The sequence below is a fragment of the Polynucleobacter sp. Adler-ghost genome, assembly GCF_018688495.1.
Taxonomy (GTDB): domain Bacteria; phylum Pseudomonadota; class Gammaproteobacteria; order Burkholderiales; family Burkholderiaceae; genus Polynucleobacter.
In genome coordinates this window covers 1,762,971-1,788,056 of the sequence record NZ_CP061320.1, presented here as the reverse complement: position 1 = coordinate 1,788,056, position 25,086 = coordinate 1,762,971, and the positions used below count along the sequence as shown (strand labels likewise).

26 protein-coding genes are annotated in these 25,086 nt (G+C 47.1%); 13 read left to right on the top strand and 13 right to left on the bottom strand.

The genetic code is table 11. The features are described 5' to 3' along the window. Window positions 1-26: 26 nt before the first annotated feature. Entirely contained in the window at window positions 27-932 is a 906-nt protein-coding gene (locus ICV89_RS09305) for an NAD kinase (protein ID WP_215308379.1), read from the bottom strand. Window positions 933-969: 37 nt separating this feature from the next. Between ICV89_RS09305 and hrcA the strand changes: the two genes are divergently transcribed. The 5 genes from hrcA to dnaJ all read left to right on the top strand — a co-directional run bounded on the left by hrcA (window position 970) and on the right by dnaJ (window position 7,110). Then, window positions 970-1,992 (top strand): heat-inducible transcriptional repressor HrcA, encoded by a 1,023-nt coding sequence (gene hrcA, locus ICV89_RS09300; protein ID WP_215308378.1) that lies wholly within the window; start codon window positions 970-972, stop codon window positions 1,990-1,992. A gap of 45 nt (window positions 1,993-2,037) precedes the next feature. Beyond that, entirely contained in the window at window positions 2,038-3,132 is a 1,095-nt protein-coding gene (hemH, locus tag ICV89_RS09295) for a ferrochelatase (protein WP_215308377.1), read from the top strand. A gap of 82 nt (window positions 3,133-3,214) precedes the next feature. Further along, entirely contained in the window at window positions 3,215-3,775 is a 561-nt protein-coding gene (gene grpE / locus ICV89_RS09290) for a nucleotide exchange factor GrpE (protein ID WP_215308376.1), read from the top strand. A gap of 173 nt (window positions 3,776-3,948) precedes the next feature. Then, the gene (gene dnaK, locus ICV89_RS09285) at window positions 3,949-5,880 is read left to right on the top strand and encodes a molecular chaperone DnaK (protein WP_215308375.1); all 1,932 of its coding nucleotides are present in this window, start codon (window positions 3,949-3,951) and stop codon (window positions 5,878-5,880) included. Window positions 5,881-5,979: 99 nt separating this feature from the next. Continuing rightward, window positions 5,980-7,110: a molecular chaperone DnaJ gene (gene dnaJ / locus ICV89_RS09280; RefSeq protein WP_215308374.1), complete on the top strand. Its 1,131-nt coding sequence runs from the start codon at window positions 5,980-5,982 to the stop codon at window positions 7,108-7,110. A 14-nt stretch (window positions 7,111-7,124) separates the two neighbouring features. Here dnaJ and panB read toward each other — a convergent pair whose 3' ends face one another. The 6 genes from panB to ICV89_RS09250 all read right to left on the bottom strand — a co-directional run bounded on the left by panB (window position 7,125) and on the right by ICV89_RS09250 (window position 12,401). Continuing rightward, a complete protein-coding gene (gene panB, locus ICV89_RS09275) occupies window positions 7,125-7,940 on the bottom strand; it encodes a 3-methyl-2-oxobutanoate hydroxymethyltransferase (RefSeq protein WP_215308373.1) in 816 nt (271 codons plus the stop codon). Window positions 7,941-7,957: 17 nt separating this feature from the next. Continuing rightward, window positions 7,958-8,485: a 2-amino-4-hydroxy-6-hydroxymethyldihydropteridine diphosphokinase gene (gene folK, locus ICV89_RS09270; protein WP_215308372.1), complete on the bottom strand. Its 528-nt coding sequence runs from the start codon at window positions 8,483-8,485 to the stop codon at window positions 7,958-7,960. Window positions 8,486-8,556: 71 nt separating this feature from the next. After that, window positions 8,557-9,957, bottom strand: a complete 1,401-nt coding sequence (gene pcnB / locus ICV89_RS09265; protein WP_215308371.1) for a polynucleotide adenylyltransferase PcnB — start codon at window positions 9,955-9,957, stop codon at window positions 8,557-8,559. Then, window positions 9,954-10,634, bottom strand: a complete 681-nt coding sequence (locus ICV89_RS09260) for an HAD family phosphatase (RefSeq protein ID WP_215308370.1) — start codon at window positions 10,632-10,634, stop codon at window positions 9,954-9,956. The genes pcnB and ICV89_RS09260 overlap by 4 nt, the downstream gene beginning before the upstream one ends. Before the next feature lie 6 nt (window positions 10,635-10,640). Next, window positions 10,641-11,399, bottom strand: a complete 759-nt coding sequence (gene hda / locus ICV89_RS09255; protein WP_215308369.1) for a DnaA regulatory inactivator Hda — start codon at window positions 11,397-11,399, stop codon at window positions 10,641-10,643. Between the two features lie 12 nt (window positions 11,400-11,411). Next, window positions 11,412-12,401, bottom strand: a complete 990-nt coding sequence (locus ICV89_RS09250; protein ID WP_215308368.1) for an AI-2E family transporter — start codon at window positions 12,399-12,401, stop codon at window positions 11,412-11,414. A gap of 73 nt (window positions 12,402-12,474) precedes the next feature. On the opposite strand from ICV89_RS09250, the gene purM reads away from it, so the two are divergent. Continuing rightward, window positions 12,475-13,527 carry a phosphoribosylformylglycinamidine cyclo-ligase gene (purM, locus tag ICV89_RS09245; protein ID WP_371817844.1) on the top strand — a complete coding sequence of 351 codons (1,053 nt, stop codon included), beginning with the start codon at window positions 12,475-12,477 and terminating at the stop codon, window positions 13,525-13,527. Window positions 13,528-13,541: 14 nt separating this feature from the next. Here purM and miaA read toward each other — a convergent pair whose 3' ends face one another. Next, a complete protein-coding gene (gene miaA, locus ICV89_RS09240) occupies window positions 13,542-14,546 on the bottom strand; it encodes a tRNA (adenosine(37)-N6)-dimethylallyltransferase MiaA (protein WP_215308367.1) in 1,005 nt (334 codons plus the stop codon). Between the two features lie 67 nt (window positions 14,547-14,613). On the opposite strand from miaA, the gene ICV89_RS09235 reads away from it, so the two are divergent. Further along, window positions 14,614-15,273, top strand: a complete 660-nt coding sequence (locus ICV89_RS09235; protein ID WP_215308366.1) for a DedA family protein — start codon at window positions 14,614-14,616, stop codon at window positions 15,271-15,273. Window positions 15,274-15,292: 19 nt separating this feature from the next. Here ICV89_RS09235 and ICV89_RS09230 read toward each other — a convergent pair whose 3' ends face one another. Both ICV89_RS09230 and murJ read right to left on the bottom strand, forming a co-directional pair. After that, window positions 15,293-16,135, bottom strand: a complete 843-nt coding sequence (locus ICV89_RS09230; RefSeq protein ID WP_215308365.1) for a SirB1 family protein — start codon at window positions 16,133-16,135, stop codon at window positions 15,293-15,295. A gap of 5 nt (window positions 16,136-16,140) precedes the next feature. Beyond that, on the bottom strand, window positions 16,141-17,694 hold the full coding sequence (gene murJ, locus ICV89_RS09225) for a murein biosynthesis integral membrane protein MurJ (RefSeq protein WP_215308364.1): 1,554 nt from the start codon (window positions 17,692-17,694) through the stop codon (window positions 16,141-16,143). A 153-nt stretch (window positions 17,695-17,847) separates the two neighbouring features. Here murJ and rpsT point away from each other — a divergent pair, with 153 nt between their 5' ends. Beyond that, a complete protein-coding gene (rpsT, locus tag ICV89_RS09220) occupies window positions 17,848-18,114 on the top strand; it encodes a 30S ribosomal protein S20 (protein ID WP_215298755.1) in 267 nt (88 codons plus the stop codon). A gap of 75 nt (window positions 18,115-18,189) precedes the next feature. Here the strand turns inward: rpsT and ICV89_RS09215 are convergent, their stop codons facing one another. Further along, window positions 18,190-18,504 carry a DUF3579 domain-containing protein gene (locus ICV89_RS09215; RefSeq protein ID WP_215308363.1) on the bottom strand — a complete coding sequence of 105 codons (315 nt, stop codon included), beginning with the start codon at window positions 18,502-18,504 and terminating at the stop codon, window positions 18,190-18,192. 152 nt (window positions 18,505-18,656) lie between these two features. Here ICV89_RS09215 and argF point away from each other — a divergent pair, with 152 nt between their 5' ends. From argF to ICV89_RS09200, 3 genes are read left to right on the top strand one after another with little or no spacing between them, the layout of a single operon-like run. Next, the gene (argF, locus tag ICV89_RS09210) at window positions 18,657-19,604 is read left to right on the top strand and encodes an ornithine carbamoyltransferase (RefSeq protein ID WP_215308362.1); all 948 of its coding nucleotides are present in this window, start codon (window positions 18,657-18,659) and stop codon (window positions 19,602-19,604) included. Window positions 19,605-19,662: 58 nt separating this feature from the next. Then, window positions 19,663-20,892, top strand: coding sequence for an argininosuccinate synthase (locus tag ICV89_RS09205; protein WP_215308361.1), 1,230 nt, complete (start codon window positions 19,663-19,665; stop codon window positions 20,890-20,892). A 45-nt stretch (window positions 20,893-20,937) separates the two neighbouring features. Continuing rightward, complete coding sequence (locus ICV89_RS09200) at window positions 20,938-21,243, top strand: pyrimidine/purine nucleoside phosphorylase (RefSeq protein WP_215308360.1); 306 nt, start codon at window positions 20,938-20,940, stop codon at window positions 21,241-21,243. Window positions 21,244-21,337: 94 nt separating this feature from the next. Here the strand turns inward: ICV89_RS09200 and ICV89_RS09195 are convergent, their stop codons facing one another. Both ICV89_RS09195 and ICV89_RS09190 read right to left on the bottom strand, forming a co-directional pair. Continuing rightward, entirely contained in the window at window positions 21,338-21,778 is a 441-nt protein-coding gene (locus ICV89_RS09195) for a DUF192 domain-containing protein (RefSeq protein WP_215308359.1), read from the bottom strand. Between the two features lie 136 nt (window positions 21,779-21,914). Next, window positions 21,915-22,118 (bottom strand): cold-shock protein, encoded by a 204-nt coding sequence (locus ICV89_RS09190; RefSeq protein ID WP_011903586.1) that lies wholly within the window; start codon window positions 22,116-22,118, stop codon window positions 21,915-21,917. A 275-nt stretch (window positions 22,119-22,393) separates the two neighbouring features. On the opposite strand from ICV89_RS09190, the gene clpS reads away from it, so the two are divergent. Then, the gene (gene clpS / locus ICV89_RS09185) at window positions 22,394-22,750 is read left to right on the top strand and encodes an ATP-dependent Clp protease adapter ClpS (RefSeq protein WP_046331280.1); all 357 of its coding nucleotides are present in this window, start codon (window positions 22,394-22,396) and stop codon (window positions 22,748-22,750) included. Next, the gene (clpA, locus tag ICV89_RS09180; RefSeq protein ID WP_215308358.1) at window positions 22,747-25,053 is read left to right on the top strand and encodes an ATP-dependent Clp protease ATP-binding subunit ClpA; all 2,307 of its coding nucleotides are present in this window, start codon (window positions 22,747-22,749) and stop codon (window positions 25,051-25,053) included. Before clpS ends, clpA begins: the two co-directional genes overlap by 4 nt. Window positions 25,054-25,086 lie beyond the last annotated feature (33 nt).

Here is a 25,086-nt window from a genome sequence, read left to right as displayed (position 1 = left end):
GGTTTAGCGTACCAAAAAATTCGACATCAGAATGTCGATGGGTACTCATTCCAATGTAACTTCTCGCGCAAGGTTTTGTAATCACTATGGCTGCGAGGGTGAAGTAGGGTGATAGTTTTTTCAGATTGACTGACTTCAATGATGTCACCTGATTGCAAATGAGTTTGTGATTGCATGTCGAAGTTCACAATCACTTCTCTGCCATCAACCACTTCGATACTCACCACAATATCTTGCGGTAAGACAATGGGGCGATTAGATAAGGAGTGTGGTGCAATTGGCGCCAATAGAATTCCGGCAACCCGAGGATGCAGAATCGGTCCGCCAGCGGAGAGTGCGTAAGCTGTTGAGCCGGTAGGGGTAGACACGATCAAGCCATCTGAACGCTGGTTATACATAAATGAACCGTTGACGCGCACTGCAAGCTCTACCATCCCTGATATTCCGGAGCGATTGACTACTACATCATTTAAGGCGAGAGCTTGATTGATTTTTTGGCCATCACGCATCACGACTGCATCTAGCAGTGTTCTGCTGTCGGCTTCGTAGTCACCGGCAATCATTTGCGGCAAAACCGTTTGAACGTTCTGAATGGGGATGTCGGTCATATAGCCCAAGCGGCCCATATTAATGCCAACGAGGGGGACATTACTGCCAGCCAGTTGGCGCCCAATCCCCAGCATTGTTCCGTCACCACCTAAAACCACTGCTAAATCAATGGCTCCCGCAAACTCCTCTACTTTTTTGATCGGGTAGGCGGTTAGGTTTAAGTGGCTGGCAGTGGAACTCTCTACATAGACCTCACAGCCTTGCTGGCCGAGAAGTGCTGCCAGGTCCTTAAGACGCTCTTGCATGCCGTCAGCCTGATATTTGCCTACAAGCGCAACCCGGCTAAAGGCCTTTTTGCTGGAATTTGGGGATGGGCTTAACATATAACGATTAAACCATACGCATAAAATCCCTTCCACCATGGATGATCGTTCCCGCGCCTTACTGAAAACCCTCATCGAGCGCTATATCGAAGAGGGTCAGCCTATTGGCTCACGCACCCTATCTCGATTCTCGGGATTGGATCTTTCTGCGGCCACGATTCGCAATGTGATGGCTGATTTAGAGGAAATGGGCTTGGTAACTAGCCCCCACACCTCAGCAGGTCGTATCCCAACCCCAAGGGGCTATCGCCTCTTTGTGGATACGATGGTGACTGTTCGCCCTTTGGAGGAAATTGCGACCCGTGAGATGGAAAAAGGTCTTTTGCCAGATTCACCCCAAAGGGTGCTGAACTCCGCTGCTCAAATATTGTCTAATTTGACCCATTTTGCTGGGGTGGTGATGACGCCCAAGCGAGCTCAGGTCTTTAAGCATATTGAATTCTTGAGGCTTGGTGAGGGCAAAATCCTGCTTATCATGGTTACGCCTGAGGGTGATGTGCAAAATCGTATCCTGCCTACCTCGCAAGACTACACCCCAAGTCAGCTAGTTGAGGCTGGAAATTACATCAATACTCAGTTTGCCGGCAAGAGTTTTGCAGAGGTGCGCGCGCACCTTGCCTCTGATTTAGATAGTTTGCGAAGCGATATCTCGGGGCTGATGGCTCTGGCATTGCATAGCGGCGTTAGTGATTACGGTATGGGTCAAGGCGATATGCTGCTATCAGGTGAGCGGCGTTTACTGAATGTTGGCGATCTCAGTACGAATTTGGATAAGCTGCGCAAGATGTTCGATATGCTCGAGCAAAAGTCGGTCCTTATGCAGTTGCTAGACGTGTCTAGTCATGCCGATGGTATTCAAATTTTCATTGGCGGTGAAAGTGATTTACTGCCTTATGAAGATTTAGCTGTCATCAGTGCGCCCTACAGTGTGGATGGTCAGATCGTTGGAACTCTTGGCGTGATTGGCCCTACTCGCATGGCATACGATCGGGTGATTCCAATTGTCGACATCACCTCTAAGTTGTTATCGGGTGCATTAAGTGCGCCAATAAGTTCTTAGTCATGTTTATATCTTTTAGCTCTCCTTAATAAAGACGGATCTTCCTTGAATCAAAATCCTCACCTACGCCCCTCTAAGACAGCAGTGTTATTGCTCAACTTGGGCACTCCTTCCGCACCAACTGCTAAAGCAGTAAGGGCTTATCTCAAGGAATTTTTATCTGATCCCCGCGTTGTAGAAATCCCCCGCATTATTTGGTGGTGTATTTTGAATGGCATTATTTTGCCGATTCGTAGTGGTGCTTCTGCAAAGAAATATGCTTCCATTTGGTTGCCAAAATTGGGTTCCCCATTAATGCACTACTCGCGCTTGCAAGCAAAAGAGTTGGGTGAGAAATTCGCTAATCACGGTCAAGTAGTGCTGGTAGATTTAGCCATGCGCTATGGTGAACCTTCAACTCAGCAAGCCCTGGAAGCCTTGCAAGCACAGGGCATGGAGCGTTTATTGTTGCTGCCACTATACCCACAATATTCTGCGACAACCACTGCCTCCAGTTTTGATGAAGTGTTTCGCGTATTGGGGACTTGGCGCAATCAACCTGAGTTGCGTTTAGTTAAGTACTATCACGACAACCCTGCATATATTTCAGCATTACGTGACCAAGTACTCGGAGCATGGGATAAAGATGGTCGCCCAGATTTTGCTGCTGGTGATCGCCTTGTAATGTCTTTTCACGGCCTACCCAAGCGCAATTTAATGAAGGGCGATCCCTACCATTGTGAGTGCTTGAAAACCGGTCGCTTACTTGGTGAGTCATTAGGTCTAGAGCCTGGACAATACTTAGTTACTTTTCAATCTCGCTTTGGTAAGGCGGAGTGGCTCAAGCCTTACACGGCTCCCATGATTGAGGAGTTGGGTAAAGCAGGCTGTAAACGAGTCGATATTTTTTGCCCAGGATTTCCGGCAGATTGCCTGGAAACCTTAGAAGAGATTGCAATGGAGGCACGTGAGATCTTTTTGGAGCATGGCGGCAAAGACTACCGCTACATCCCTTGCTTAAATAGCAATCCAAAGTGGATCGATGCGATGTACGAAATTGCTCATCAGCATCTATCTGGCTGGAGTTTAGGGGTTGAGTCCGATGCGGTATTACAGGAGCGCGACCGTTTGGCTGAATTAGCTAAAACGAAGATTGCTTAAAGCTGGGCATACTTGAAATTGCCTAAATCGGCCCCATATTGTTGAGAAGTAGCCATCCTGATAGAAAAGTGAATTTGCACCTATGACCCAAGAAAATCAAAATCCATCTCCTGAGCAAGAAAATACTGCTGCCGATCTTCAGGCTGAAGCTGGTGCACAAGCAGCTCCTGCGGATGCCGAAGTAAAGACTCCTGAGCAAGAAATTGCCGAGTTAAATCAAAAGCTAACCGAGATGCAGGATAACTACCTTCGTGCTAAAGCCGAGGGCGAAAACATTCGTCGCCGTGCCGCCGAAGATATCTCAAAGGCACATAAGTTTGCGATTGAGAGTTTTGCTGAGCACCTCGTGCCAGTTACCGACAGTCTCTATGCGGCCCTGAACGCAGAGACTATAGATGCCAAAGCCTTTAAAGAGGGCCTAGAGATCACCCTAAAACAATTGTTATCCGCTTTTGAAAAAGGTCGCTTGACTGAGATTAATCCTGCTGTAGGTGATAAGTTTGACCCCCACCATCATCAGGCTATTGCTTCAGTTCCTTCGGACCAAGAGGCCAATACCGTAGTTTCAGTGCTCCAGAGGGGTTATTCCATAGCTGATCGGATTTTGCGTCCTGCTTTAGTAACCGTGAGCGCACCCAAATAAGGTATTGAAAGCCCCTAAATGGGGTTTTCTGGGTCAAAAAAAGATATAAAAGGCAGAAATCTGCCTTTTTTGCTTTTTAACCCTTGAATTTCTCTGCTTCGACCCCATTTATTCCTTATTGAATTATTCGCAGTTTGACGAAATTACACGTAACTTAATTTTTTGGAGCCATTATGGGAAAGATTATCGGAATTGACTTGGGAACCACGAACTCGTGCGTTTCTGTTGTTGAAAACAATGCACCTAAAGTTGTCGAGAACGCAGAAGGCGGTCGCACAACTCCTTCCATCATCGCTTATGTTGAAGACGGTGAAGTATTGGTTGGCGCACCTGCAAAACGCCAATCCGTAACCAATCCTAAAAACACCATCTACGCAGTAAAGCGTTTGATGGGTCGTAAGTTTACTGATGCGGAAGTGCAAAAAGACATCGGTTTGATGCCCTACAAAATTGTTCAGGCGGATAACGGCGATGCTTGGGTGGAAGCGCGCGACAAAAAAATGGCACCACAACAAGTGTCAGCAGAAATTCTGCGCAAAATGAAAAAGACAGCCGAAGATTATCTCGGTGAAGAAGTGACTGAGGCGGTGATTACGGTTCCTGCTTACTTCAATGACAGCCAACGTCAAGCTACTAAAGATGCGGGTCGAATCGCTGGTTTAGATGTAAAGCGCATCATTAATGAGCCAACTGCCGCGGCATTAGCCTTCGGCCTGGACAAGCAGGACAAGGTTGATCGCAAGATTGCCGTATATGACTTGGGCGGCGGTACATTCGACGTATCCATTATTGAGATTGCTAACGTGGATGGCGAGAAGCAGTTCGAAGTGCTCTCTACCAACGGTGATACCTTCTTGGGTGGTGAAGATTTTGACCAGCGCATCATTGACTGGATCATTGCTGAGTTCAAGAAAGAACAGGGCGTAGATTTGAGTAAAGACGTATTGGCATTGCAGCGCTTAAAAGATGCTGCTGAGAAAGCCAAGATCGAATTGTCATCTGCGCAACAAACTGAAATCAATTTGCCATACGTGACTGCTGATGCAGGCGGTCCCAAGCATTTGAACTTGAAGTTGACCCGAGCTAAGCTAGAGTCGTTGGTCGAGGAGTTGATCAACCGTACAGCTGGTCCTTGCTTGACTGCAATTAAAGACGCTGGCGTAAATCCCGCTGATATCGATGATGTGATTCTGGTCGGCGGTCAAACTCGTATGCCTGCTGTTCAGGATAAGGTAAAAGAAATTTTCGGTAAAGAGCCGCGTAAAGATGTAAACCCAGATGAAGCGGTTGCAGTTGGTGCTGCGATTCAGGGATCGGTATTGTCGGGTGATCGAAAAGACGTATTGCTCCTGGACGTAACCCCCTTGTCTTTGGGTATCGAAACCTTGGGCGGTGTGATGACTAAGATGATTCCGAAGAACACGACTATTCCGACGAAGCATTCGCAGGTTTACTCTACAGCGGAAGATAACCAGCCTGCGGTAACCATTAAGTGCTTCCAAGGTGAGCGTGAAATGGCTGCTGCCAACAAATTGCTCGGTGAGTTCAATTTGGAAGGTATTGCTCCGGCGCAACGTGGTATGCCACAAATTGAAGTGACTTTTGATATTGATGCCAATGGTATTTTGCATGTAACCGCAAAAGATAAAACGACTGGCAAAGAGAACAAGATCACCATCAAGGCAAACTCAGGTTTGACTGAGGAGGAAATTTTACGCATGGTGAAAGATGCTGAAGCGAATGCCGATGAAGATAAAAAAGCATTGGAATTAGTAACAGCACGTAACACCGCTGATGCTTTGGCTCACTCAACTAAGAAAGCCCTAGAAGAGCACGGTTCTGCTTTGGAGGCTTCTGAGAAAGAAGCTATCGAAGCCGCTTTGAAAGAATTGGACGAAGCCATCAAAGGTAGTGATAAAGCTGCCATAGAGGCCAAGACCGAGGCTTTGGGTAAAGCAAGTCAGAAGCTCGGTGAAAAAGCCATGGCTGCAGAACAGGCTAAGGCTGGTGGCGCTCCTGGCGCAGCGCCTGGTGGTGCGCCAGGTGCAGCCCCCGATGCTGATGTAGTGGATGCGGATTTCAAAGAAGTGAATGACAAGAAGTAATTTCGGAGATTGAAAGCCATTTAACGTAGTTTAGAAGTACTTAAATAACAAGTCGGCCACGTGCCGACTTGTGTCATTCAGGTTGTTGAGAGGAATTTTGTGTCTACAAGTAAACGCGATTATTACGAGGTCCTTGGAGTTGCCAAAGGCGCTAGCGAAGATGAGCTAAAAAAAGCCTATCGAAAAATGGCGATGAAGTATCACCCTGATCGCAATCCCGATAGCAAAACGGCAGAAGCGCAATTTAAAGAAGTTAAAGAGGCTTACGAAACTTTAACGGACCCAAATAAGCGTGCCACATATGATCAGTATGGTCACGCTGGTCTCGATCAATCTGGTGGTTTTGGCGGTGGCGGATTTGGTGGCGGCGGTTTTGCCGATGCTTTTGGCGACATCTTCGGCGATATTTTTGGTCAAGGTGGCGGGCGTCAGTCGGGACCGCAGGTATATAAAGGTGCTGATTTACGTTACAACATGGAGATCACTCTTGAGCAAGCTGCCGAGGGTTACACGACTCAAATTCGGGTGCCAAGTTGGAGCAATTGCAAGCCATGTCATGGCACTGGCGCTGAACCTGGTAGCAAAGCCGAGAGATGTACTACTTGTGGCGGTCATGGCCAAGTCCGTGTCCAGCAAGGCTTCTTCTCCATGCAGCAAACTTGCCCTAAGTGTCGTGGCACAGGCGAATATATTCCTAAGCCATGTAAGACTTGCCATGGCAGCGGTAAGCATAAAGAACAAAAGACGTTGGAAATCAAAATCCCAGCGGGTATTGATGATGGTATGCGTGTGCGCTCCGTTGGCAATGGCGAGCCTGGCGTCAATGGTGGGCCATCCGGCGATCTTTATGTAGAGGTGAGAGTCAAGCCCCATAAGGTATTTGAGCGTGATGGCAGTGATCTGCATGTCCAAATGCCGATCTCCTTCGCAACTGCAACGATTGGTGGGGATATTGAAGTCCCAACGCTTTCAGGGCGTGTGGAGTTTCCGATTCCTGAGGGTACGCAAACTGGAAAAACATTCCGTTTGCGTAACAAGGGCATTAAAGGTTTGCGCTCAACTATGGTGGGCGATCTCTTTGTCCACGTTGCTGTCGAGACTCCAGTGAAGTTAACTGATGAACAGAAAAAATTACTGCAGAGTTTTGACGATAGCCTGAAATCAGGTGGAGACAAACATAACCCCCATCAAAAGGGTTGGTTTGATGGGGTAAAGAGCTTTTTTAGTTAACTAGTAGCTTGAATTTATCCAGCAAAGCCGTGCTCGGGTCCGGGGAACTTTCCGGATTTAACCTCTCGGACATAGGCTTTGACTGCTGCTTCAATAGAGGTGTGGCCATCCATAAAGTTTTTAACAAACTTTGGTGGCTTCCCGGGGCTGATGCCTAGCATATCTTGCAATACTAATACTTGACCTGAGCAATTCGTACCTGCACCGATTCCAATGGTAGGAATGGTGAGTGATTCGGTAATGAGCTTGCCCAATGAGGATGGAATGGCTTCGAGCACAATCATTTGCGCGCCAGCTTGTTCGCAAGCAATTGCCTGCTCAAGCATGAGGCTTGCAGCATCTTTCGATTTACCTTGAACCTTATAACCACCCAAGATGTGAACAGACTGGGGTAATAGTCCAAGATGGGCGCAAACAGGAACACTACGTTCTACTAAATACTGAATGATGTCGATTTGCCAATCACCACCTTCAAGTTTGACCATGTCGGCACCAGCGCGCATGAGCTCTGCTGCTGAATCTAAGGCTTGAACAGGGTCACCATAGCTCGCAAAAGGTAGGTCGGCAATGATGAATGCATGGGTGTTAGCTCGAGCGACACATTCAGTGTGATAAGCCACTTGCTCAACAGTTACCGGTGTTGTGCTGGAGTGACCTTGAATCACATTACCTAAAGAGTCCCCAATCAGGATGGTTTCTACTCCACTGCGATTTAACAAGGCTGACATTGTGGAATCGTATGCCGTCAGCATCGTAATTTTTTCACCCTCGGCATGCATGGTGAGGAGTTTAGAGATCGTAATTGGCTTTTCGCCTTGCAAGTAACCCATGGCGTGAGTTTAATGAATTAATGCGCTGATTGGCTATAAACCTGTTTTTCACCACAATTACAGTTGCGGCAAGAGAGTTTTTCAATGCGCTGATCGGCTACCTTAGGCAAATACGCCTTGAGCTCGCCCAAATTGGGCAAAAAGAAATCTGGGGCAATTTCCAGCAAAGGAAGTAGAACAAACGAGCGTTCAATGATTCTAGGATGGGGAATGGTGAGTTCCGTATCTGTTTGAGAAACACCCTCAAAGGATAGGATATCTAGATCAATCGTCCGGGGTGCGTTAGCGTAAGGACGCTCACGCCCAAATTCTTGTTCGACTGCTTGGCAGACGTGCAAAAGGCCGTAAGGGCTTAATTGCGTTTCAATTTCAATGACTGCATTGATGTAGTCCCCGCCGGTAGCTTCAAAGGGCGCGCTTTGGTAAAAACAGCTTTTAGCTAGTATTTGGAGCTCGCAACGCTGTGCAAGGCACACAATTGCATCAGTAATAAGCTGACGTGTGTCACCGATATTGCCGCCAAATCCAATAAAAGCTCGAGCCATGCTCATTCCAAACAAAAGAAGGGTGCAGAGAAACTACTGAAACTACTTTACTGAATTTTTCTCAAGTCTGCTTAGTCTGCTGCACTTTCAGTGGGCGAGGACACTTTGGCTTTTCTTCGGCGACGTCGTTTTGTGGGAGAGTCGCTGTTGCCAGTCTCATTTTTGACGCTCGCCATCAGGGCCTCTTGCCCAGTTGGGTCACTTTCAATAAAGCTTGTCCACCATTCGCCCAGAGCTGAATTCTTCTCTCCCGTGGCGCAACGCAGGAGCATAAAGTCATAACCCGCTCTAAAACGTGGAGATTCAATCAGGCGATAAGGATAGCGTCCAACACGCTTTTCAAAGCGGGGTTGCATTGACCAGATTTCCCGCATATCGCTCTCGAAGCGACGCTGAATTACCATGCCGCTGCTTTGACTGGCGATAGTCTCATCCATCGCATCATGTAGTGCAGGAATATTAGAAATCCCTTTGCCGATATTCTTTTTCCAATTGCTCAGGAGATCTGGCCAGAGCAAAGTGGCGAACAAGAATCCAGCTGAAACACTTTTGCCAGATTGAATGCGTTGATCGGTATTGGCCAGGGCAGTGCGAACAAAATCATTGGCTTCTTTGGAGTCTGCACTCTGATCCAGGATGTGATCTAGCAAGGGCAGTAGGCCATGATGGAGCCCCGCGTCCTTGAGGCCTTGAATCGCAGCCCATGAGTAACCAGACATGAGTAGCTTGAGAATTTCATCAAAGAGACGAGCAGACGGAACATCATGAATCAATTTACCTAATTTAGCGATAGGTGCGCGAGTTGCTGCGTCTAAGGTAAAGCCTGTCTTGGCCGCAAAGCGAATGGCGCGCAACATGCGAATCGGATCTTCACGATAGCGCTTCGCCGGGTCACCAATCATGCGCAATGTCTTCTTTTGCATGTCAGCCATACCGCCGTGATAGTCGAGTACGGTTTCAGTAGCAGGGTCGTAGTACATCGCATTGATACTGAAATCTCTGCGTGCAGCATCTTCATGCTGGCTGCCCCAGACGTTATCGCGTAAGATGCGGCCATTTTCTGCTACATGCTCGCCAGCGTTCTCCAATAGAGCTCTAAAGGTAGATACCTCAATAATTTCAGGTTGGCCTTTACCAAAGAAAGTGACATGCACAATCTGAAAGCGACGACCAATGAGGCGCGCTTTGCGAAATAGTTTTTGTACTTGCTCTGGGGTGGCATTGGTTGCCACATCAAAGTCTTTGGGGCCAATACCTAAAGCTAAATCTCTTACAGCGCCACCCACAATAAAAGCATCATAGCCAGCCTGCTGCAGTGTCTGAGTTACCTTCACGGCATTTTTAGAGAGTAAGTCTGGGTCAATACGGTGAGTTTTTTTAGGGACTCGTTTCGGCGCACCAGAGGTATGGGCTGCAGTATGTCGGATCATGGGATCGCGACGCAAAATACGTTTAATAAATTTGGTAATCATGCAAACAGTTCAAGTATGGGCCAGTGACGTTTTAAGGCCTCATCACGTAGGCGAGCATCCGGATTAGTAGCAACAGGATTGCTCACTTTTTCCAGCAGAGGTAAATCGTTCATCGAGTCTGAATAAAAATAACTGTGTGGCATTTCATTCAATGCGAGCTTTTGAGTGGCAAGCCAATCATGAACTCGTTGAATTTTGCCCTCCCGAAAACTCGGAATCCCCTTAACTTCACCTGTGAAATCAGCAAAAGGTTGATCTCCCACGGTGGCGGGTTCAGTGGCTACCAGATGCTCGATGCCAAAACTTTCTACGATGGGGCGAGTAACAAAGCTATTGGTTGCAGTCACAACACAGCAAAGATCGCCAGCATCTTGGTGGCGCTTCACGAGATCAAGCGCCTGTTGGCGGAGTTGGCCTGTAATGACCTCTTGCATAAAGGCCTCATGCCATTCTTTAAGCTGTGCGCGGGAGTGTTCGGAGAGTGGCTTTAATGCAAAGCGCAGAAACTCTTGGATATTGAGCTTTCCATCTTTGTAATCTTGATAAAAGCGTTCATTTTGCTGTGCATAGTATTTACTATCGACTACACCAATACGCGCCAAGAACTGACCCCATTCGTAATCGCTATCGCAGGGGAGAAGAGTGTGATCTAAATCGAACAGTGCTAATTGAGTCATGAATATTTATTTAGGCTGCAAGAGCTCTCTAACGAGGGGCAAGGTGACAGCGCGTTTTGTTTCTAGTGAGTAAGCATCCAAAGCATCAATTAATGCCATCAGACTGGGCATATCCCGATAAAAGCGATTTAACAACCAAGGTAATACATCTGACGATAAAACTAAGCCACGTGCTTGTGCTGCTTGTTGTAAGGCTTCTATTTTCTCATCATCGCTCAAAAGATGAGTTTGAAAGATCAAACCCCATCCTAGGCGGGTGCGCAAGTCTTCTCGAAGTCTTAGTACGGCAGGGGCAGCATTACCCGCCATGAAAATATGCATTGCTTCGCTACCCTGTATAGCATTCAGAATACGAAACAAGGAGGCTACTAGGCGCTCATCAAGTCGATCCACATCATCAACAGTAATGACTGAGGGTGTCACGCTGGAGCATAGTGCAGGCAGGCTTTCCTCCAGACTCACCCAGGAAATGGGTTCATGAGGGGTTAGGGGGAAGTATTCCAAGTCTAATTGCTGAGCAGCATTGCCGATGGCGCCAAGTAAGTGGCTGCGACCAGAGCCTTCTGGGCCCCACCAATAGATCCAGCGTTGATTGAGAGGATTCTCACTATCTAATCTTGGCGCATTCATTTCCCAGGATTTAGCTATTGCCTGCAAGGTAGAGTGCAGCGCTAGATTTTCTCCGGCTAAAAAATTACTGAAGCTGGGTTTGGGTGTGTGGCCAATGTCGAGTGCAAACTGCCTTGGTAGTGAGGGACTATTCATTGCTGCAGTAATTTACTTTTGGTACCACGGACTTTGAATATAGCGCGTCCAACCATATTGCAAGAGTACTAAACCCACAGCGCTGATAGGTAATGCGAGTAGGACACCAAAGAAGCCAAATAACTTTCCAAATAACAATAAGGCAAAGAGCACGGCAACGGGGTGTAAGCCAATTCGCTCACCTACGAGGCGTGGCGTGAGAAAGAAGCCCTCAATGAATTGACCTAATCCGTATAGGACGAGGACTCCAATAATTGCGCTACCAGGCCCAAACTGCAAAAGAGCTGCAAGGACGGCTAGAGTAAAACCCAGGGTGATGCCAATATAGGGAATCACAATCATGAGTGCAGTAAAGACGCCTAAGGCTGCCGCACCTTTAATGCCAATCAGACTTAATCCTACGCTGTAGAAAACGGACATGATCGAAATCACAATCAGCATGCCCCGGAGGTATTGCGAGAGTAAGCCATCGGCATGCATTGCGAGGTGGTGAATCGTCTCTTGTGCGCGGACCGGAACAATCGTTCTAATGAGTTTGAAAAAATGAGTCCAGTCGATTAATAAATAAAACATGACAAACAAGATCAGAACCGCATTAACGAATCCTGCGATTACCGAACTGCCTGACATCAGCACGGTCTCCAAGGTGGAGGACATGAGTGCATCAGAGTTGTCGTTGAGGTGCGTAGTAATTTTTTGAGTCGCACTGGATTTCAGAGTACCCCAATCCACATCAATGTGAAATTCACTCAACTTAGGCCCAAGCCAGGATTGGGTGTTTTGGATCCAAGTCGGAAACTGAGCCTTAATCAGGGGAATTTCGGTTTTGATGAGGGTAATAAAGAGGGTCAAGATTAAAAATACGACTGCAAGGCCAATAATCATGGCAATCCCGGCGGCCGCTGCGCGGGGCAGGCGCTGCCTCTCAAGCCACAAGCAAACTGGGCGCAGGGCATAAGCCAGAATAAATGCAGTCAGAAAAGGGGTAAAAATTTCAGCCATCGTCCTCGAATCCTCTAGAATTCAATGATTCTACCGACCAAGTAGCGTTTCTTACTAATCTTCTATCTCTGCCATGAACTCACCTACCAATTCTTCCTCAAAAGGCCTTTCCTACCGTGATGCAGGTGTCGATATCGATGCCGGGGATGATTTGGTTGATCGCATTAAGCCTTTGGCCAAGAAAACCATGCGTGAAGGCGTGCTGGCTGGGATTGGTGGCTTTGGCGCCCTCTTTGAGGTCCCAAAGCGCTACAAAGAGCCAGTTTTGGTATCCGGTACTGATGGGGTTGGTACAAAGCTCAGATTGGCCTTTGAGTGGGATCGTCACGATACGATCGGCCAGGATTTGGTGGCGATGAGCGTGAACGACATTTTGGTTCAGGGTGCTGAACCCCTCTTTTTCTTGGATTACTTCGCTTGCGGCAAGCTTACTGTGGATACTGCAGCCACAGTCGTTGGCGGTATTGCGAAAGGTTGTGAGTTATCTGGTTGCGCACTCATCGGTGGTGAAACTGCTGAGATGCCTGGTATGTATCCTCCAGGCGAATACGACCTAGCCGGTTTTGCTGTTGGTGCAGTTGAAAAATCCAAAATTATTACTGGTGCAACGATTACCCCAGGCGATGTCGTTTTAGCGATTGCTTCGAGCGGCGCACATTCCAATGGCTATTCACTAGTTCGTAAAATTATTGAACGTGCCGGTGCTAAGCCGACTGATGATTTGGGTGGCCGACCTTTAGGCGATGTAGTCATGGCCCCTACACAAATTTATGTAAAGCCATTACTGAAGTTGATCAATGAAATGAATGTGAAGGGCATGGCTCACATCACTGGCGGCGGTTTAGTGGACAACGTACCACGAGTACTCCCAGAAAATACTCAAGCTGTACTGCATCGCGATAGTTGGCAAATGCCAGAACTGTTTCGCTGGCTGCAAATGAAGGGTGGCGTAGCCGATGCAGAAATGGTGCGCGTATTTAACTGCGGTATTGGGATGGTGGTCATTGTGTCTGCTGATCAAGCTGACACTGCAATCCAATCTCTCAAGGCTGAAGGTTTATATGCTTGGACGGTTGGCGAGGTTGTAGAGCGTCCTGCTGGCGCACCACAAACTATCGTTATTTAATACTCAGTAAAAGCCTATTTAACTAGACTTTGCTTGCAGTACTCTAGGGCCGCGTTTAACTCAGTTGGGTTGAACGGGTCAAATGTCTTTCTTCCAGCAATTGCGCGCAACCAAGTTAATTGTCGTTTGCCAAGCTGCCTAGTGGCTGCTAGTGCCTTGTAGCGCATTTCAGTTTGATCCACTTCACCAGATAAATATTCCCAGATTTGACGGTAACCCACTGAGCGAATGGCCGGTAGGTCACCATGCAGAGCTGGATTTTTTCTCAACAGTTCAACCTCTTCTAATAATCCTCCGCTCAGCATTTCATCAAAACGCTTTTCTAAGTTCTGATGTAAGCGGGAGCGATCGCTTGGCTCTAATGAAATGAGATCAATCCATTCTGGAATAGTCGACCCTTCTCTACCATCTTCGCTTGGTGAATCTGCCAACAGTGCTGACATCGGCTTGCCCGTAATTTCATAAACTTCTAAAGCACGTTGTACTCGTTGAGAATCATTAGGCTGTAAACGCGCAGCAGTCATGGGGTCAGCTTGAGCTAATTTAGCGTGCATCGCAGGCCAGCCAATAGCTTTACCTTGCTCATCAAGACGGGCGCGGATTTCTGGATCTGCTGGCGGTAGAGATGAGAGGCCATATGCCCAGGCCCGCCAGTACAACATCGTTCCACCCACTACAACGGGAATATTTCCGCGATCACGAATTTCTTTACTGAGCTGCTTGGCGTCATTTGCAAAGCGCGCGGCTGAATAAGATTCGGTGGGTTCCAAAATATCGATGAGGTGATGCTGAACAGCAGCTCGCTCAGCCTGAGTAGGTTTAGCGCTGCCAATATCTAAGCCGCGATAGACCAGAGCGGAGTCCATGCTGATTAATTCAACGGTTTGACCTATGGATTTAGCATGCTCAGCCAATGACATCGCAAGATGAGTTTTGCCTGCGCCTGTAGGGCCAACAATACAGAGTATGGGTGGCTGATGAGGTGAATGCGTAGGCTGAATGTGAGGTTCAGTTTGCATAACCCATTATAAGAATGAAATGCCCCACTCTGTATTGCTAGCCTGTTAATATCCTTGCAACGAATACATGGAGCACGATTTGATCGATACCTTATTGCAGTTAGGCGACTTACTATTGCACATTGATCGTCATTTAGACCTAGTGATTCAGCAATACGGTTACTGGGCTTATGGCTTACTCTTTGCGATCGTATTTGCCGAGACTGGTCTAGTGGTGGCTCCCTTTTTGCCCGGGGATTCATTATTGTTTATTGCTGGAGCCTATTGCGCTACCGAGCACTTTAATCTGTGGACACTATGTATTGGATTGTTGATTGCTGCAATTGCTGGTAATACAGTGAACTACTTTATTGGTCGGTGGATTGGCGAACGAATTTTTAGCAGCGAATCACGTTGGATCGATCAAGCAGCTTTGCGCAAAACCCATTCTTTTTATGAGAAGCATGGCGGCAAGACAATTATTGTGGCGCGCTTTTTGCCGATCATTCGTACCTTTGCACCATTTGTTGCTGGAGTTTCAGCAATGAACTTTTCTCGCTTCCAGTTTTTCAATGTGACCGGCGCGCTCTTATGGGTCTTTGGTTTGGTTATTGCTGGATACTTCTTCGGCAATATCCCGATCATTCGCCAAAACCTCAACGTGATCGTATTGATTGGCATATGTGCAGCTGCGATTCCGATTGTGTTGGCTGCTATCTATAAATTATTTCAACGTAAAAAGAATTAAGAACGCTCAATAGAGCTGCTTAATGCAGTTTAGTTTGACTCTCTAGCGTCGCGATATGCTCGCGAATATCTGCCGCATCTTCTGCGCCAGGCATTTCGCTTAAGTAGTGATGCAGATCAGCTATCGCAGGTCGTACATACTCTAGTTGTGCAAAGATCAAGCCGCGATCACGAACCTCTTCCGCTGAATCTGACAGCAAAATTACTAGACGTTCTTGGATGCCCAGTAAGCGCTCCCAACGCTCATCTTCCGAATAAATCATTTTGAGATTTCTCATAAAGCGCGAGAGAATTTCTCGAGAGCTAGAGGCTCGCAAGAAAATATTGAGTGGCAGACTGAGCTCACCACGATAGCCTTTAGCATCGAGATAGGGATCGAGCATTTCTTGTAACTGATTTTTGGAGAGGGATTCGCCATTCAATGGATCCATGATGATTTCGCCTTGTTGCAACGAAATGCGCATCATGAAATGATTTGGAAAAGATACTCCGCGAATATTTAAACCAATCTGCTGTCCAAGCTCCATCATTAAGATCGCCAATGAGATTGGAATACCGCGACGATTCTCAATGATTTGGTGGAGGTAAGAATTCTCGGGGGCGTAGAAGTCATTCTGGTTTGGGCCAAAGCCTAACTCGTTATAAAAGAAATGTTTGAGCAACTGCAGGCGCTGAATCGGTGGCGTGTCAGGAGTAATACGCTGCTTGATTTTGTTGCCCCACTGATCAATCTGATCAAGTACGCCCTGAACATCGAGATCTGGGTAGGCGTGTTGTGCAACTGCCACCGCTGCCTCAGTTAAGGGAAAGTGCTCGTCTTCGGCTACGAGGGATGTGAAATAGTCGAGTTGTTGTGTAGGCATAAAGGCTATTTTGCATGACGTAGGAATTTTTGCCAGCGGATTCCGACAAGCCATAAGGCTGCGAAATACACTACAGCAGCAGCGGCTAGCCAGGCAGCCAGTAAGCCAACTCGAATCCAGGGGCTCGATTGCAGTGCAATCCAATCATGTGCAGTCGCGGCGTAATACAAGAGGAATGCAAAAGGAATTAAGGCAAGTAATAGCTGCCCCAAATACTTTAACCACGCAAAGCCAGGTAGGGCGCCCCGTCGATGCAGGCCTACCCAAAGTAATGCGGCATTTAAGCAGGCGCCAGCGCCAACCGATAGCGCAAGGCCGGCATGACCCAACCAGGGAACAAAAACTAAATTGGCTAATTGGGTTGCCACCAACACCAGTAAGCCAATCTTTACTGGTGTACGGATATCTTGGCGGGAATAAAAGCCGGGAGCCAAGATCTTCACTAGAATGAGGCCAATGAGCCCAACGCCATAAGCTGCTAGAGCGCGCTGCGTCATCAAGACGTCTAATGCGTTGAACTTACCATAGTGATACAAAACTGCTGCTAGCGGTTCTCCAAAAATAAAGAGGGCAATCGCGCAAGGCGCAGCGAGCAAAAAGGTGAGTTGCAATCCCCAAATTAAGAGTTCGCCCGCATGTACCAAATCATTTTTTGCGTTTGCTTTGCTCAGGCTTGGGAGTAAGACTGTTCCCAGCGCTACTCCCAAAAGCGCTGTTGGAAATTCCATGAGGCGATCAGCATAGGAGAGCCAAGATACGCTACCTGTTTGTAAACGAGAGGCAATATTGGTATTAATAATGAGAGAAATTTGGGCGACTGAAACTGCAAACACGGCAGGCCCCATTAATTTCATGACGCGACGGGCATCTGGATTTTGAACTGCTGCTTTAATTGCTCCGGGTAGAAAACCTACTCTAGGCAGCAAGCCCAAATGAGCGAGGGCCGGAACTTGAATGGCCAACTGCAAGACGCCACCTAAGAGCACACCGATACTCAGAGCATAAATCGGCTGGTCCAGGTGGGGCGCCAAAAAGATGGCGCTGCTAATGAGGGCTAAATTGAGCAAAACTGGTGTAAATGCTGGAATGGCAAAGCGGCCAAAGGTATTGAGAATCCCCGCAGAGAGAGAAACCATCGAAATCAGACCGATATAGGGAAACATGATGCGTGTCATGACTACGCTTGCCTCATAGGCTGGACCGCCCTCAAAGCCTGTAGCAATAGCCAGAATCAGCAGGGGGGCGCCAATGACACCTAGGAGTACCGTAAGCAGCAAAGCCCAAAATAAGAGCGTAGCGACTGCATTGACGAGGATTTGGGACTGTTTTATGTCTCCTTGACTTGAGATTTCTCCCAAAATAGGTACAAATGCCTGAGAAAAGGCCCCCTCAGCAAAGAGTCTACGGAGCAAATTGGGTAGTCTGAAGGCCACATTAAAGGCGTCAGTCCACTCTGAAGCCCCAAAACTACGGGCAATTAGGGTCTCCCGGAGTAGTCCGGTAATCCTAGAGAGCATGGTGAGGGAGCTGACCTTTGCGGCAGCTGAAAGCAGATTCATGGGCTAATTTTCCCCTATTTATCAAGCGGCTGGGCTTTTTTAGTCCTTTAATGTAAAATCTTGGGTTTTGGTGAGTCAGCTTACAAATTTGGCGAACCCACACAGAATTTTAGTTAACCGTATTTTGTATTTTTTATATAGCAAGGTTTAAAGATGGCCAATACCGCACAAGCGCGTAAACGCGCACGGCAGGCAGTAAAACAGAATGAACACAACTCTAGCTTGCGTTCAAAGCTTCGCACTTCCATCAAGGCAGTTCGCAAAGCAATTGAGGCTGGCGACAAGGACGCTGCTGCTAAAGTATTTGCAGCAACTCAGTCCACAATCGACAAGATTGCTGATAAAAAGATCGCTCACAAAAATACGGCATCACGTCAGAAGTCACGTTTGTCTGCAGCTATTAAGGCGATGGCAGCGTAAGTCTTTTATAGATTTAGGCAGACTTTAGAGTAATCTGGGTCTTAGCCCGCTCCTTATCAGAGCGGGTTTTTGTTTTTAGGGCTGGGATTGTGGATTCGGTTCGAATTCGCAGGCTTCTTCGATTGGCAGGCAATTGTCTTTGGCAAAGTTGATGACAAAGTCGAGCGCTCTCGGATCGAGGTCTCTTAGCCTGGTATCAATTACAACGCATGTTACTTTTGCGATAACCACCGGTCTGGCATAAGGTGAGTAAGAGAAGCGGGGGTCGCCAGCATCGCCTGGTGGGCGAAAAGTGGCCATCACTCCGCAAAGTCGTTCGGCCCAGTCACTAGGCCGAAAAGGTTTGCCAGAGGTTGTAATGCCTTGAATGAAAAGCTTTTTGTGGTTCAAGTTGGCGTAGAAATCGTAGTAAGGAATCGGTGTTACTTAGACCTTAGCTTAACAGTCTGCGAAGGTCTTAAGATGACTTTAGGAACTATTTTCGTGCAGTTCGATGCCCCAAACAAAAAATGCAAGCTAAAACTCTAGTAGAAAGCTCAACAATGACATCTTTGGCAAAGCCCCAAGTGCCTGGCCAGGTTAAGCATTACTTGCAGTTTGCTGACCTGACGCGCGCAGAATACGATTACCTCCTCAAGCGCTCTGCTTGGCTTAAGACGAAGTTCAAAAGTTACGAGACTTGGCATCCCTTACATGATCGCACTCTAGCAATGATCTTTGAGAAGCATTCGACTCGTACCCGCCTTTCTTTCGAGGCGGGCATACACCAGCTTGGTGGCCATGCCGTATACCTCAATACCCGAGATACCCAGTTGGGTCGTGGTGAGCCTGTAGAGGACGCTGCGCAGGTGATTTCTAGGATGACGGACATCATCATGATTCGTACCTTTGGCCAAGAGATTATTGAGCGCTTCGCAGCAAATTCTCGTGTGCCCGTAATCAACGGCCTGACCAATGAGTACCATCCTTGCCAAGTATTGGCTGATATCTTTACTTTTGTAGAGGCCCGCGGTCCGATCCAGGGGAAAATAGTTGCTTGGGTAGGCGATGCCAACAACATGGCCTATACCTGGATTCAGGCGGCGGAATGTTTGGATTTTCAAATTCGCTTCTCCGCTCCTAGTGGTTATCAGTTAGATAGTTCCAGATTGACCGAGAAGGCTTTAAAGCATCTGACGATTTGCGCTGATCCAAAGGAAGCTTGTAAAGGTGCCGATTTGGTCACCACTGATGTATGGACTAGCATGGGCTACGAGGATGAAAATACTTCTCGTATGACTGCTTTTAAAGACTGGATGGTCGATGAAGAGTTAATGTCATTGGCAAAACCAGATGCCTTGTTCATGCATTGCTTGCCAGCGCATCGTGGTGAAGAGGTTTCTGCAGAAGTGATTGATGGTCCTCAAAGTATCGTTTGGGAAGAGGCTGAAAATCGTTTGCATGTTCAAAAAGCCTTGATGGAGTATTTACTCTGCGGCCGTTTGGACTAAGTGATTAAGTAATTTATCTTGGTTCTTTATTGATTCATTTTTTGATTGAATAGAAATTATGTCTGATATTAAAAAAGTAGTTTTAGCGTATTCCGGCGGTCTTGATACCAGTGTGATTCTCAAATGGCTTCAAGATACCTATCAATGTGAGATCGTTACTTTCACAGCTGACTTAGGTCAGGGTGAAGAGTTGGAGCCGGCACGCGCCAAAGCGCTGCAGTTTGGCATCAAGCCAGAAAATATTTTTATCGACGACTTGCGTGAAGAGTTTGTACGTGACTTTGTGTTCCCCATGTTCCGCGCCAATACGATTTACGAAGGCGAGTACCTTTTGGGTACCTCCATCGCGCGTCCGTTGATTGCTAAGCGTCAAATTGAAATTGCTCGCGCGACTGGTGCGGACTCTGTATCGCATGGCGCTACTGGTAAAGGTAATGACCAAGTACGTTTTGAGTTGGGCTATTACGCACTCGAGCCAGGAATTAAGGTAATTGCACCATGGCGCGAGTGGGATTTACTCTCCCGAGAAAAATTGATGGCCTATGCAGAAAAGCATGGCATCCCAGTAGAAATGAAGCATAAGCAAGGTGGCTCACCGTATTCGATGGATGCTAATTTATTGCACATCAGCTACGAAGGTCGTCATCTTGAGAACCCGAATGCTGAAGCGGAAGAGTCCATGTGGCGTTGGACGGTCTCTCCAGAGAAGGCTCCAGACGCCCCAGAAATTATTGAAATTGAATTCCGTGCTGGTGATCCAGTTGCTATCAATGGTAAAGCTTATAAACCACATGAGTTGCTGGCTGAACTTAATCGTATTGGTGGCATGCATGGCATTGGTCGTCTTGACTTAGTTGAGAACCGCTTTGTAGGCATGAAGAGCCGTGGCTGCTATGAAACCCCTGGCGGCACTATCTTGTTGAAAGCGCACCGCGGTATTGAGAGTATTACTTTGGACCGTGAAGTCGCTCACCTCAAAGATGATCTCATGCCACGTTACGCAAGCCTCATCTACAACGGACTGTGGTGGGCGCCAGAGCGCCTAGCTCTGCAAACCTTGATCGATCACACGCAACAAATGGTTAACGGGGTTGTGCGTCTGAAGCTCTACAAGGGATCTGTCTCTGTGATATCGCGCGATTCAGCGAATACTTTGTTTGATCAGACAATCGCCACCTTTGATGATGATGGTGGTGCGTACAACCAAGCCGATGCGGGTGGATTTATTAAGCTCAATGCTTTGCGTATGCGAATTGCTGAAACTGCAAGACGTAAGCGTGCTAAATAACCAAGATAAACAACAAACTAGTAATTCAGATTAGAAAGAATAAAGATGCAATTTGATCAAGTTTCTGTAGGCAAAAAAGCTAATGTATTTTTTGATGGTAAGTGCGTATCTCATACTGTGACTTTGCCAAATGGCGTTCGTAAATCAGTTGGCGTGGTATTGCCAAGTACTTTACGTTTTGACCTCAGCACAAAGGAAGTTATGGAAGTAGTTGATGGTAATGCGTTTGTCAGTATTAACGGCGCCCCAGAGGTCGAGTTCAAAGCGGGTCAAAGCTGGGAAGTGGAAAAAGGCGGTTATTTCATCATTCGTGCCGAGTCTCCAGTGCACTACGTATGCCATTTTGAATAAGTGAGTCGGCGAGTAAAGCAAACTTTTCTTTCTTGCCCAAAAGAAAACGCAGACTTTGGTCTGCGTTTTTTGTTTTATAGCTACGAGTACTCCCTTATTTTTTAGGAAGCCCTTGAATGACTGTGCCAGGCACGATGACTCTCTCAGAGAACCACTGCTTATTCATCTCAAGTGCATAACGTACTGCTGCCTTAGGGCAATGGTTGTTGGTAGTCTCCGCTTGCATCTCTTCGATATTCACAATCTTGCCATCATCAGCAATAAAGGCAATCGATAGAGGAATCTTTGTGTTGTTCATCCAGAAGCAATGTCCTGCTTTTTGCTCAAAGATAAAAAGCATGCCAGAGTTCGTGCGCATACTAGTACGATTCATGAGCCCGACCTCGCGTGCTTTGGGTGTATCGGCTAACTCTGCCTGAATACGATAGATCCCAGTTTTGAGTTCAACTGTAGGTAGGCCGACATTCTGTTGTGCAAACAATGGTGCTGAAAAGACCCCAGCGATCGCCGTAAGAGAAAAAATGAATTGTTTCATATGGGGTAAATACATGATGTTCTGAGTGTACTTGGTGGGTGAGGGTCATTCTAAGGCAGGGCTGGCAAGACAAGAAAATGCAGACGAAAAAAAACCCAGGAACAAGTCCTGGGTTTTAGTAATGATCTAAAGCAGATTAAGCTGCTTGGATATTAGTAGCTTGTTTGCCCTTAGGACCTTGGGTAATATCAAACGTTACCTTTTGGTTTTCCTTGAGTGTTTTAAACCCAGGCATTGTGATTGCGCTGAAATGCGCAAACAACTCTTCTTCACCATCATCAGGTTTGATAAAGCCAAAACCTTTTGCATCATTGAACCACTTAACAATTCCGGTCGCCATGCGAACTCCATTACATAAACTTAAAACAACCGTGATGAGGGTGAATACTTTTTAATCAGTCTCGCTCTACAACACGCCTAAATAGGACTTCAAATGAATCCTACCCCCTGATTGTTTGCCCTTTATGGTGGGGTGTCAAGGGGGTGGGTAAATATAGTTACTATTTAACCCCCCTTTTTTTATCGAAAAATGCCCCAATATAGTGTTTAAGGCACTTTCTGGATGGTTTTTATGCAACAAAGCCACCAAATCCTAATTTCACATCTGTGTTTAGAATGTTTCATATGAGTCGTACAACGAAAAATCCAACGGTTGGCAATCCAAACAACCCCCACATTGAAGACACTATTCTTCTCGAAAAGCAGGCCGAGAAACTAAAGTCGCCTTCGATGTATAAAGTTTTACTATTAAATGACGATTACACGCCAATGGAATTTGTGGTGATGGTCATTCAGGAGTATTTTAATAAGGATCATGAGACAGCTACACGGATCATGTTGCAGGTTCATTTGGTTGGCAAAGGCATTTGCGGTTTATTTACACGTGATGTTGCAGCAACAAAAGTGCATCAAGTTATCGAGCTCTCCCGCGAAGCGGGTCACCCACTACAGTGCACTATGGAGGAAGCATGATTGCCCAGGAATTAGAAGTGAGTTTGCACATGGCGTTTGTTGATGCGCGAGCTTCAAGACATGAATTTATTACGGTAGAGCATTTGCTTGCCGCTTTACTAGACAATGCGACTGCAGTGGAGGTTTTAAAAGCCTGCGCTGTCAATATTGCTGAGCTTCGTGCCCAGCTCAAAAATTTTATTAACGACAACACGCCCGTAGTTCCGGGTAATGATGAAGTCGATACCCAGCCAACCCTGGGTTTTCAGCGCGTGATCCAACGCGCCATCATGCATGTGCAATCCACCTCCAATGGGAAGAAGGAAGTTACGGGGGCGAATGTTCTAGTGGCTATCTTTGGTGAAAAAGATTCTCATGCGGTGTATTTCTTGCAACAGCAAGGGGTCACTCGTTTGGATGTAGTGAACTTTATTAGCCACGGTGTACGTAAAGATCAAGTTGAGAGCGTTAAGCCTGCCGAGGCAAGCCAAGAGACCGAGGATGCATCGTCTGGCGGCAAGGAGAGTCCTTTAGAGCAATACACTCAGAACCTCAATGTGCTTGCTAAGCAGGGCAAGATTGATCCGCTGATTGGCCGCGATAGTGAAGTCGAGCGCGTGATTCAGGTGCTTTGCCGTCGTCGTAAAAACAATCCGCTATTGGTAGGCGAGGCAGGCGTAGGTAAGACTGCGATTGCTGAAGGCTTAGCTTGGAGAATTGTGAAGGGTGATGTCCCTGAGATCTTGGCTGATGCCACAGTGTATTCATTAGACATGGGTGCGCTATTAGCGGGTACTAAGTACCGTGGAGATTTTGAGCAACGCTTGAAGAGTGTTCTGAAGTCTTTAAAAGACAGTGCCCATGGCGTTCTATTTATTGATGAGATTCACACCTTAATTGGTGCGGGTGCTGCATCTGGCGGTACATTGGATGCGAGCAATTTATTAAAGCCTGCGCTATCGAATGGCCAGCTCAAGTGTATCGGTGCAACTACCTTTACTGAGTACCGAGGCATTTTCGAAAAAGATGCGGCTCTGTCGCGTCGCTTCCAAAAAGTGGATGTGGTTGAGCCAACCGTTGATCAGACCGTGCAAATCTTGCGTGGTTTGAAATCACGCTTTGAAGAACATCACGGCGTTAAGTACGCTTCTGCAGCGTTGGTAGCCGCAGCTGAATTGTCTTCGCGTTATATCAATGATCGTCATTTACCAGATAAAGCAATTGATGTGATTGATGAGGCTGGTGCTGCACAGCGCATTCTGCCCAAGTCTAAGCAAAAGAAAACCATTGGTCGCCCGGAGATTGAAGAGATCGTCGCAAAAATCGCTCGTATACCGCCACAATCTGTAACGGTGGATGATCGTAGCAAGCTACAAACATTAGATCGGGATATTAAGAGCGTGGTGTTTGGTCAAGATCCTGCCATTGAGGCCCTAGCGAGCGCAATCAAAATGACTCGTGCCGGTCTTGGCAAAATCGATAGACCGATTGGATCATTCCTATTCTCCGGCCCAACTGGGGTTGGTAAAACGGAAGTTGCCAAACAGCTCGCTTACATCTTGGGCATCGAGCTCCTGCGCTTTGATATGTCGGAGTACATGGAGCGTCATGCGGTTAGTCGTTTAATTGGCGCGCCTCCAGGATATGTAGGCTTTGATCAAGGTGGCTTGCTAACTGAGGCCGTAAACAAGAAGCCGCATTGCGTCCTCTTGCTTGATGAGGTTGAAAAAGCACATCCAGATATTTTCAATATTCTCTTGCAGGTCATGGATCACGGCACTCTCACGGACAACAATGGTCGTAAGACGGATTTCCGTAATGTCATCATCATCATGACAACCAATGCTGGTGCTGAAGCAATGCAGAAGTCCACCATCGGCTTTACTAATGCGCGTGAGTCCGGTGATGAGATGGCGGATATTAAAAAGTTCTTCACGCCAGAATTCCGTAATCGTTTAGATGCGATTGTTTCCTTCAAGGCGCTCGATGAGACCATCATCATGCGTGTGGTGGATAAATTCTTGATGCAGCTAGAGGAGCAACTCCATGAGAAGAAGGTAGACGCTACATTTAGCCCGGCATTGCGTGCCCATTTAGCGAAACACGGCTTTGACCCGCTCATGGGCGCAAGACCAATGCAGCGAATCATTCAAGATACAGTACGAAAAGCACTTGCCGATGAATTGTTGTTCGGTAAATTGGCCCAGGGCGGTCATGTGGATGTCGATATTGATGCTGATGGCAAAGTTCAACTTCAGTTTGATGCCCCAGTAGTGCCGGGTAAGCGGCCAAAAGCTGATGTAGCCCCAGTCGAGGAGATTTAAGGAAAATAAAAAACCACCTAAGGGTGGTTTTTT

What these genes read in the sequence shown, in the direction of transcription:
- hda (WP_215308369.1), bottom strand. Translation starts at nt 11,399, where the DNA reads ATGAATAGTCCCTCACTACCAAGGCAGTTTGCACTCGACATTGGCCAC.
- grpE (WP_215308376.1), top strand. Translation starts at nt 3,215, where the DNA reads ATGACCCAAGAAAATCAAAATCCATCTCCTGAGCAAGAAAATACTGCT.
- ICV89_RS09250 (WP_215308368.1), bottom strand. Translation starts at nt 12,401, where the DNA reads ATGGCTGAAATTTTTACCCCTTTTCTGACTGCATTTATTCTGGCTTAT.
- ICV89_RS09200 (WP_215308360.1), top strand. Translation starts at nt 20,938, where the DNA reads ATGCAATTTGATCAAGTTTCTGTAGGCAAAAAAGCTAATGTATTTTTT.
- murJ (WP_215308364.1), bottom strand. Translation starts at nt 17,694, where the DNA reads ATGAATCTGCTTTCAGCTGCCGCAAAGGTCAGCTCCCTCACCATGCTC.
- folK (WP_215308372.1), bottom strand. Translation starts at nt 8,485, where the DNA reads ATGGCTCGAGCTTTTATTGGATTTGGCGGCAATATCGGTGACACACGT.
- ICV89_RS09205 (WP_215308361.1), top strand. Translation starts at nt 19,663, where the DNA reads ATGTCTGATATTAAAAAAGTAGTTTTAGCGTATTCCGGCGGTCTTGAT.
- dnaK (WP_215308375.1), top strand. Translation starts at nt 3,949, where the DNA reads ATGGGAAAGATTATCGGAATTGACTTGGGAACCACGAACTCGTGCGTT.
- ICV89_RS09230 (WP_215308365.1), bottom strand. Translation starts at nt 16,135, where the DNA reads ATGCCTACACAACAACTCGACTATTTCACATCCCTCGTAGCCGAAGAC.
- ICV89_RS09235 (WP_215308366.1), top strand. Translation starts at nt 14,614, where the DNA reads ATGGAGCACGATTTGATCGATACCTTATTGCAGTTAGGCGACTTACTA.
- miaA (WP_215308367.1), bottom strand. Translation starts at nt 14,546, where the DNA reads ATGCAAACTGAACCTCACATTCAGCCTACGCATTCACCTCATCAGCCA.
- hrcA (WP_215308378.1), top strand. Translation starts at nt 970, where the DNA reads ATGGATGATCGTTCCCGCGCCTTACTGAAAACCCTCATCGAGCGCTAT.
- rpsT (WP_215298755.1), top strand. Translation starts at nt 17,848, where the DNA reads ATGGCCAATACCGCACAAGCGCGTAAACGCGCACGGCAGGCAGTAAAA.
- ICV89_RS09260 (WP_215308370.1), bottom strand. Translation starts at nt 10,634, where the DNA reads ATGACTCAATTAGCACTGTTCGATTTAGATCACACTCTTCTCCCCTGC.
- ICV89_RS09195 (WP_215308359.1), bottom strand. Translation starts at nt 21,778, where the DNA reads ATGAAACAATTCATTTTTTCTCTTACGGCGATCGCTGGGGTCTTTTCA.
- ICV89_RS09190 (WP_011903586.1), bottom strand. Translation starts at nt 22,118, where the DNA reads ATGGCGACCGGAATTGTTAAGTGGTTCAATGATGCAAAAGGTTTTGGC.
- argF (WP_215308362.1), top strand. Translation starts at nt 18,657, where the DNA reads ATGACATCTTTGGCAAAGCCCCAAGTGCCTGGCCAGGTTAAGCATTAC.
- pcnB (WP_215308371.1), bottom strand. Translation starts at nt 9,957, where the DNA reads ATGATTACCAAATTTATTAAACGTATTTTGCGTCGCGATCCCATGATC.
- clpS (WP_046331280.1), top strand. Translation starts at nt 22,394, where the DNA reads ATGTTTCATATGAGTCGTACAACGAAAAATCCAACGGTTGGCAATCCA.
- purM (WP_371817844.1), top strand. Translation starts at nt 12,475, where the DNA reads ATGAACTCACCTACCAATTCTTCCTCAAAAGGCCTTTCCTACCGTGAT.
- clpA (WP_215308358.1), top strand. Translation starts at nt 22,747, where the DNA reads ATGATTGCCCAGGAATTAGAAGTGAGTTTGCACATGGCGTTTGTTGAT.
- ICV89_RS09305 (WP_215308379.1), bottom strand. Translation starts at nt 932, where the DNA reads ATGTTAAGCCCATCCCCAAATTCCAGCAAAAAGGCCTTTAGCCGGGTT.
- panB (WP_215308373.1), bottom strand. Translation starts at nt 7,940, where the DNA reads ATGGGTTACTTGCAAGGCGAAAAGCCAATTACGATCTCTAAACTCCTC.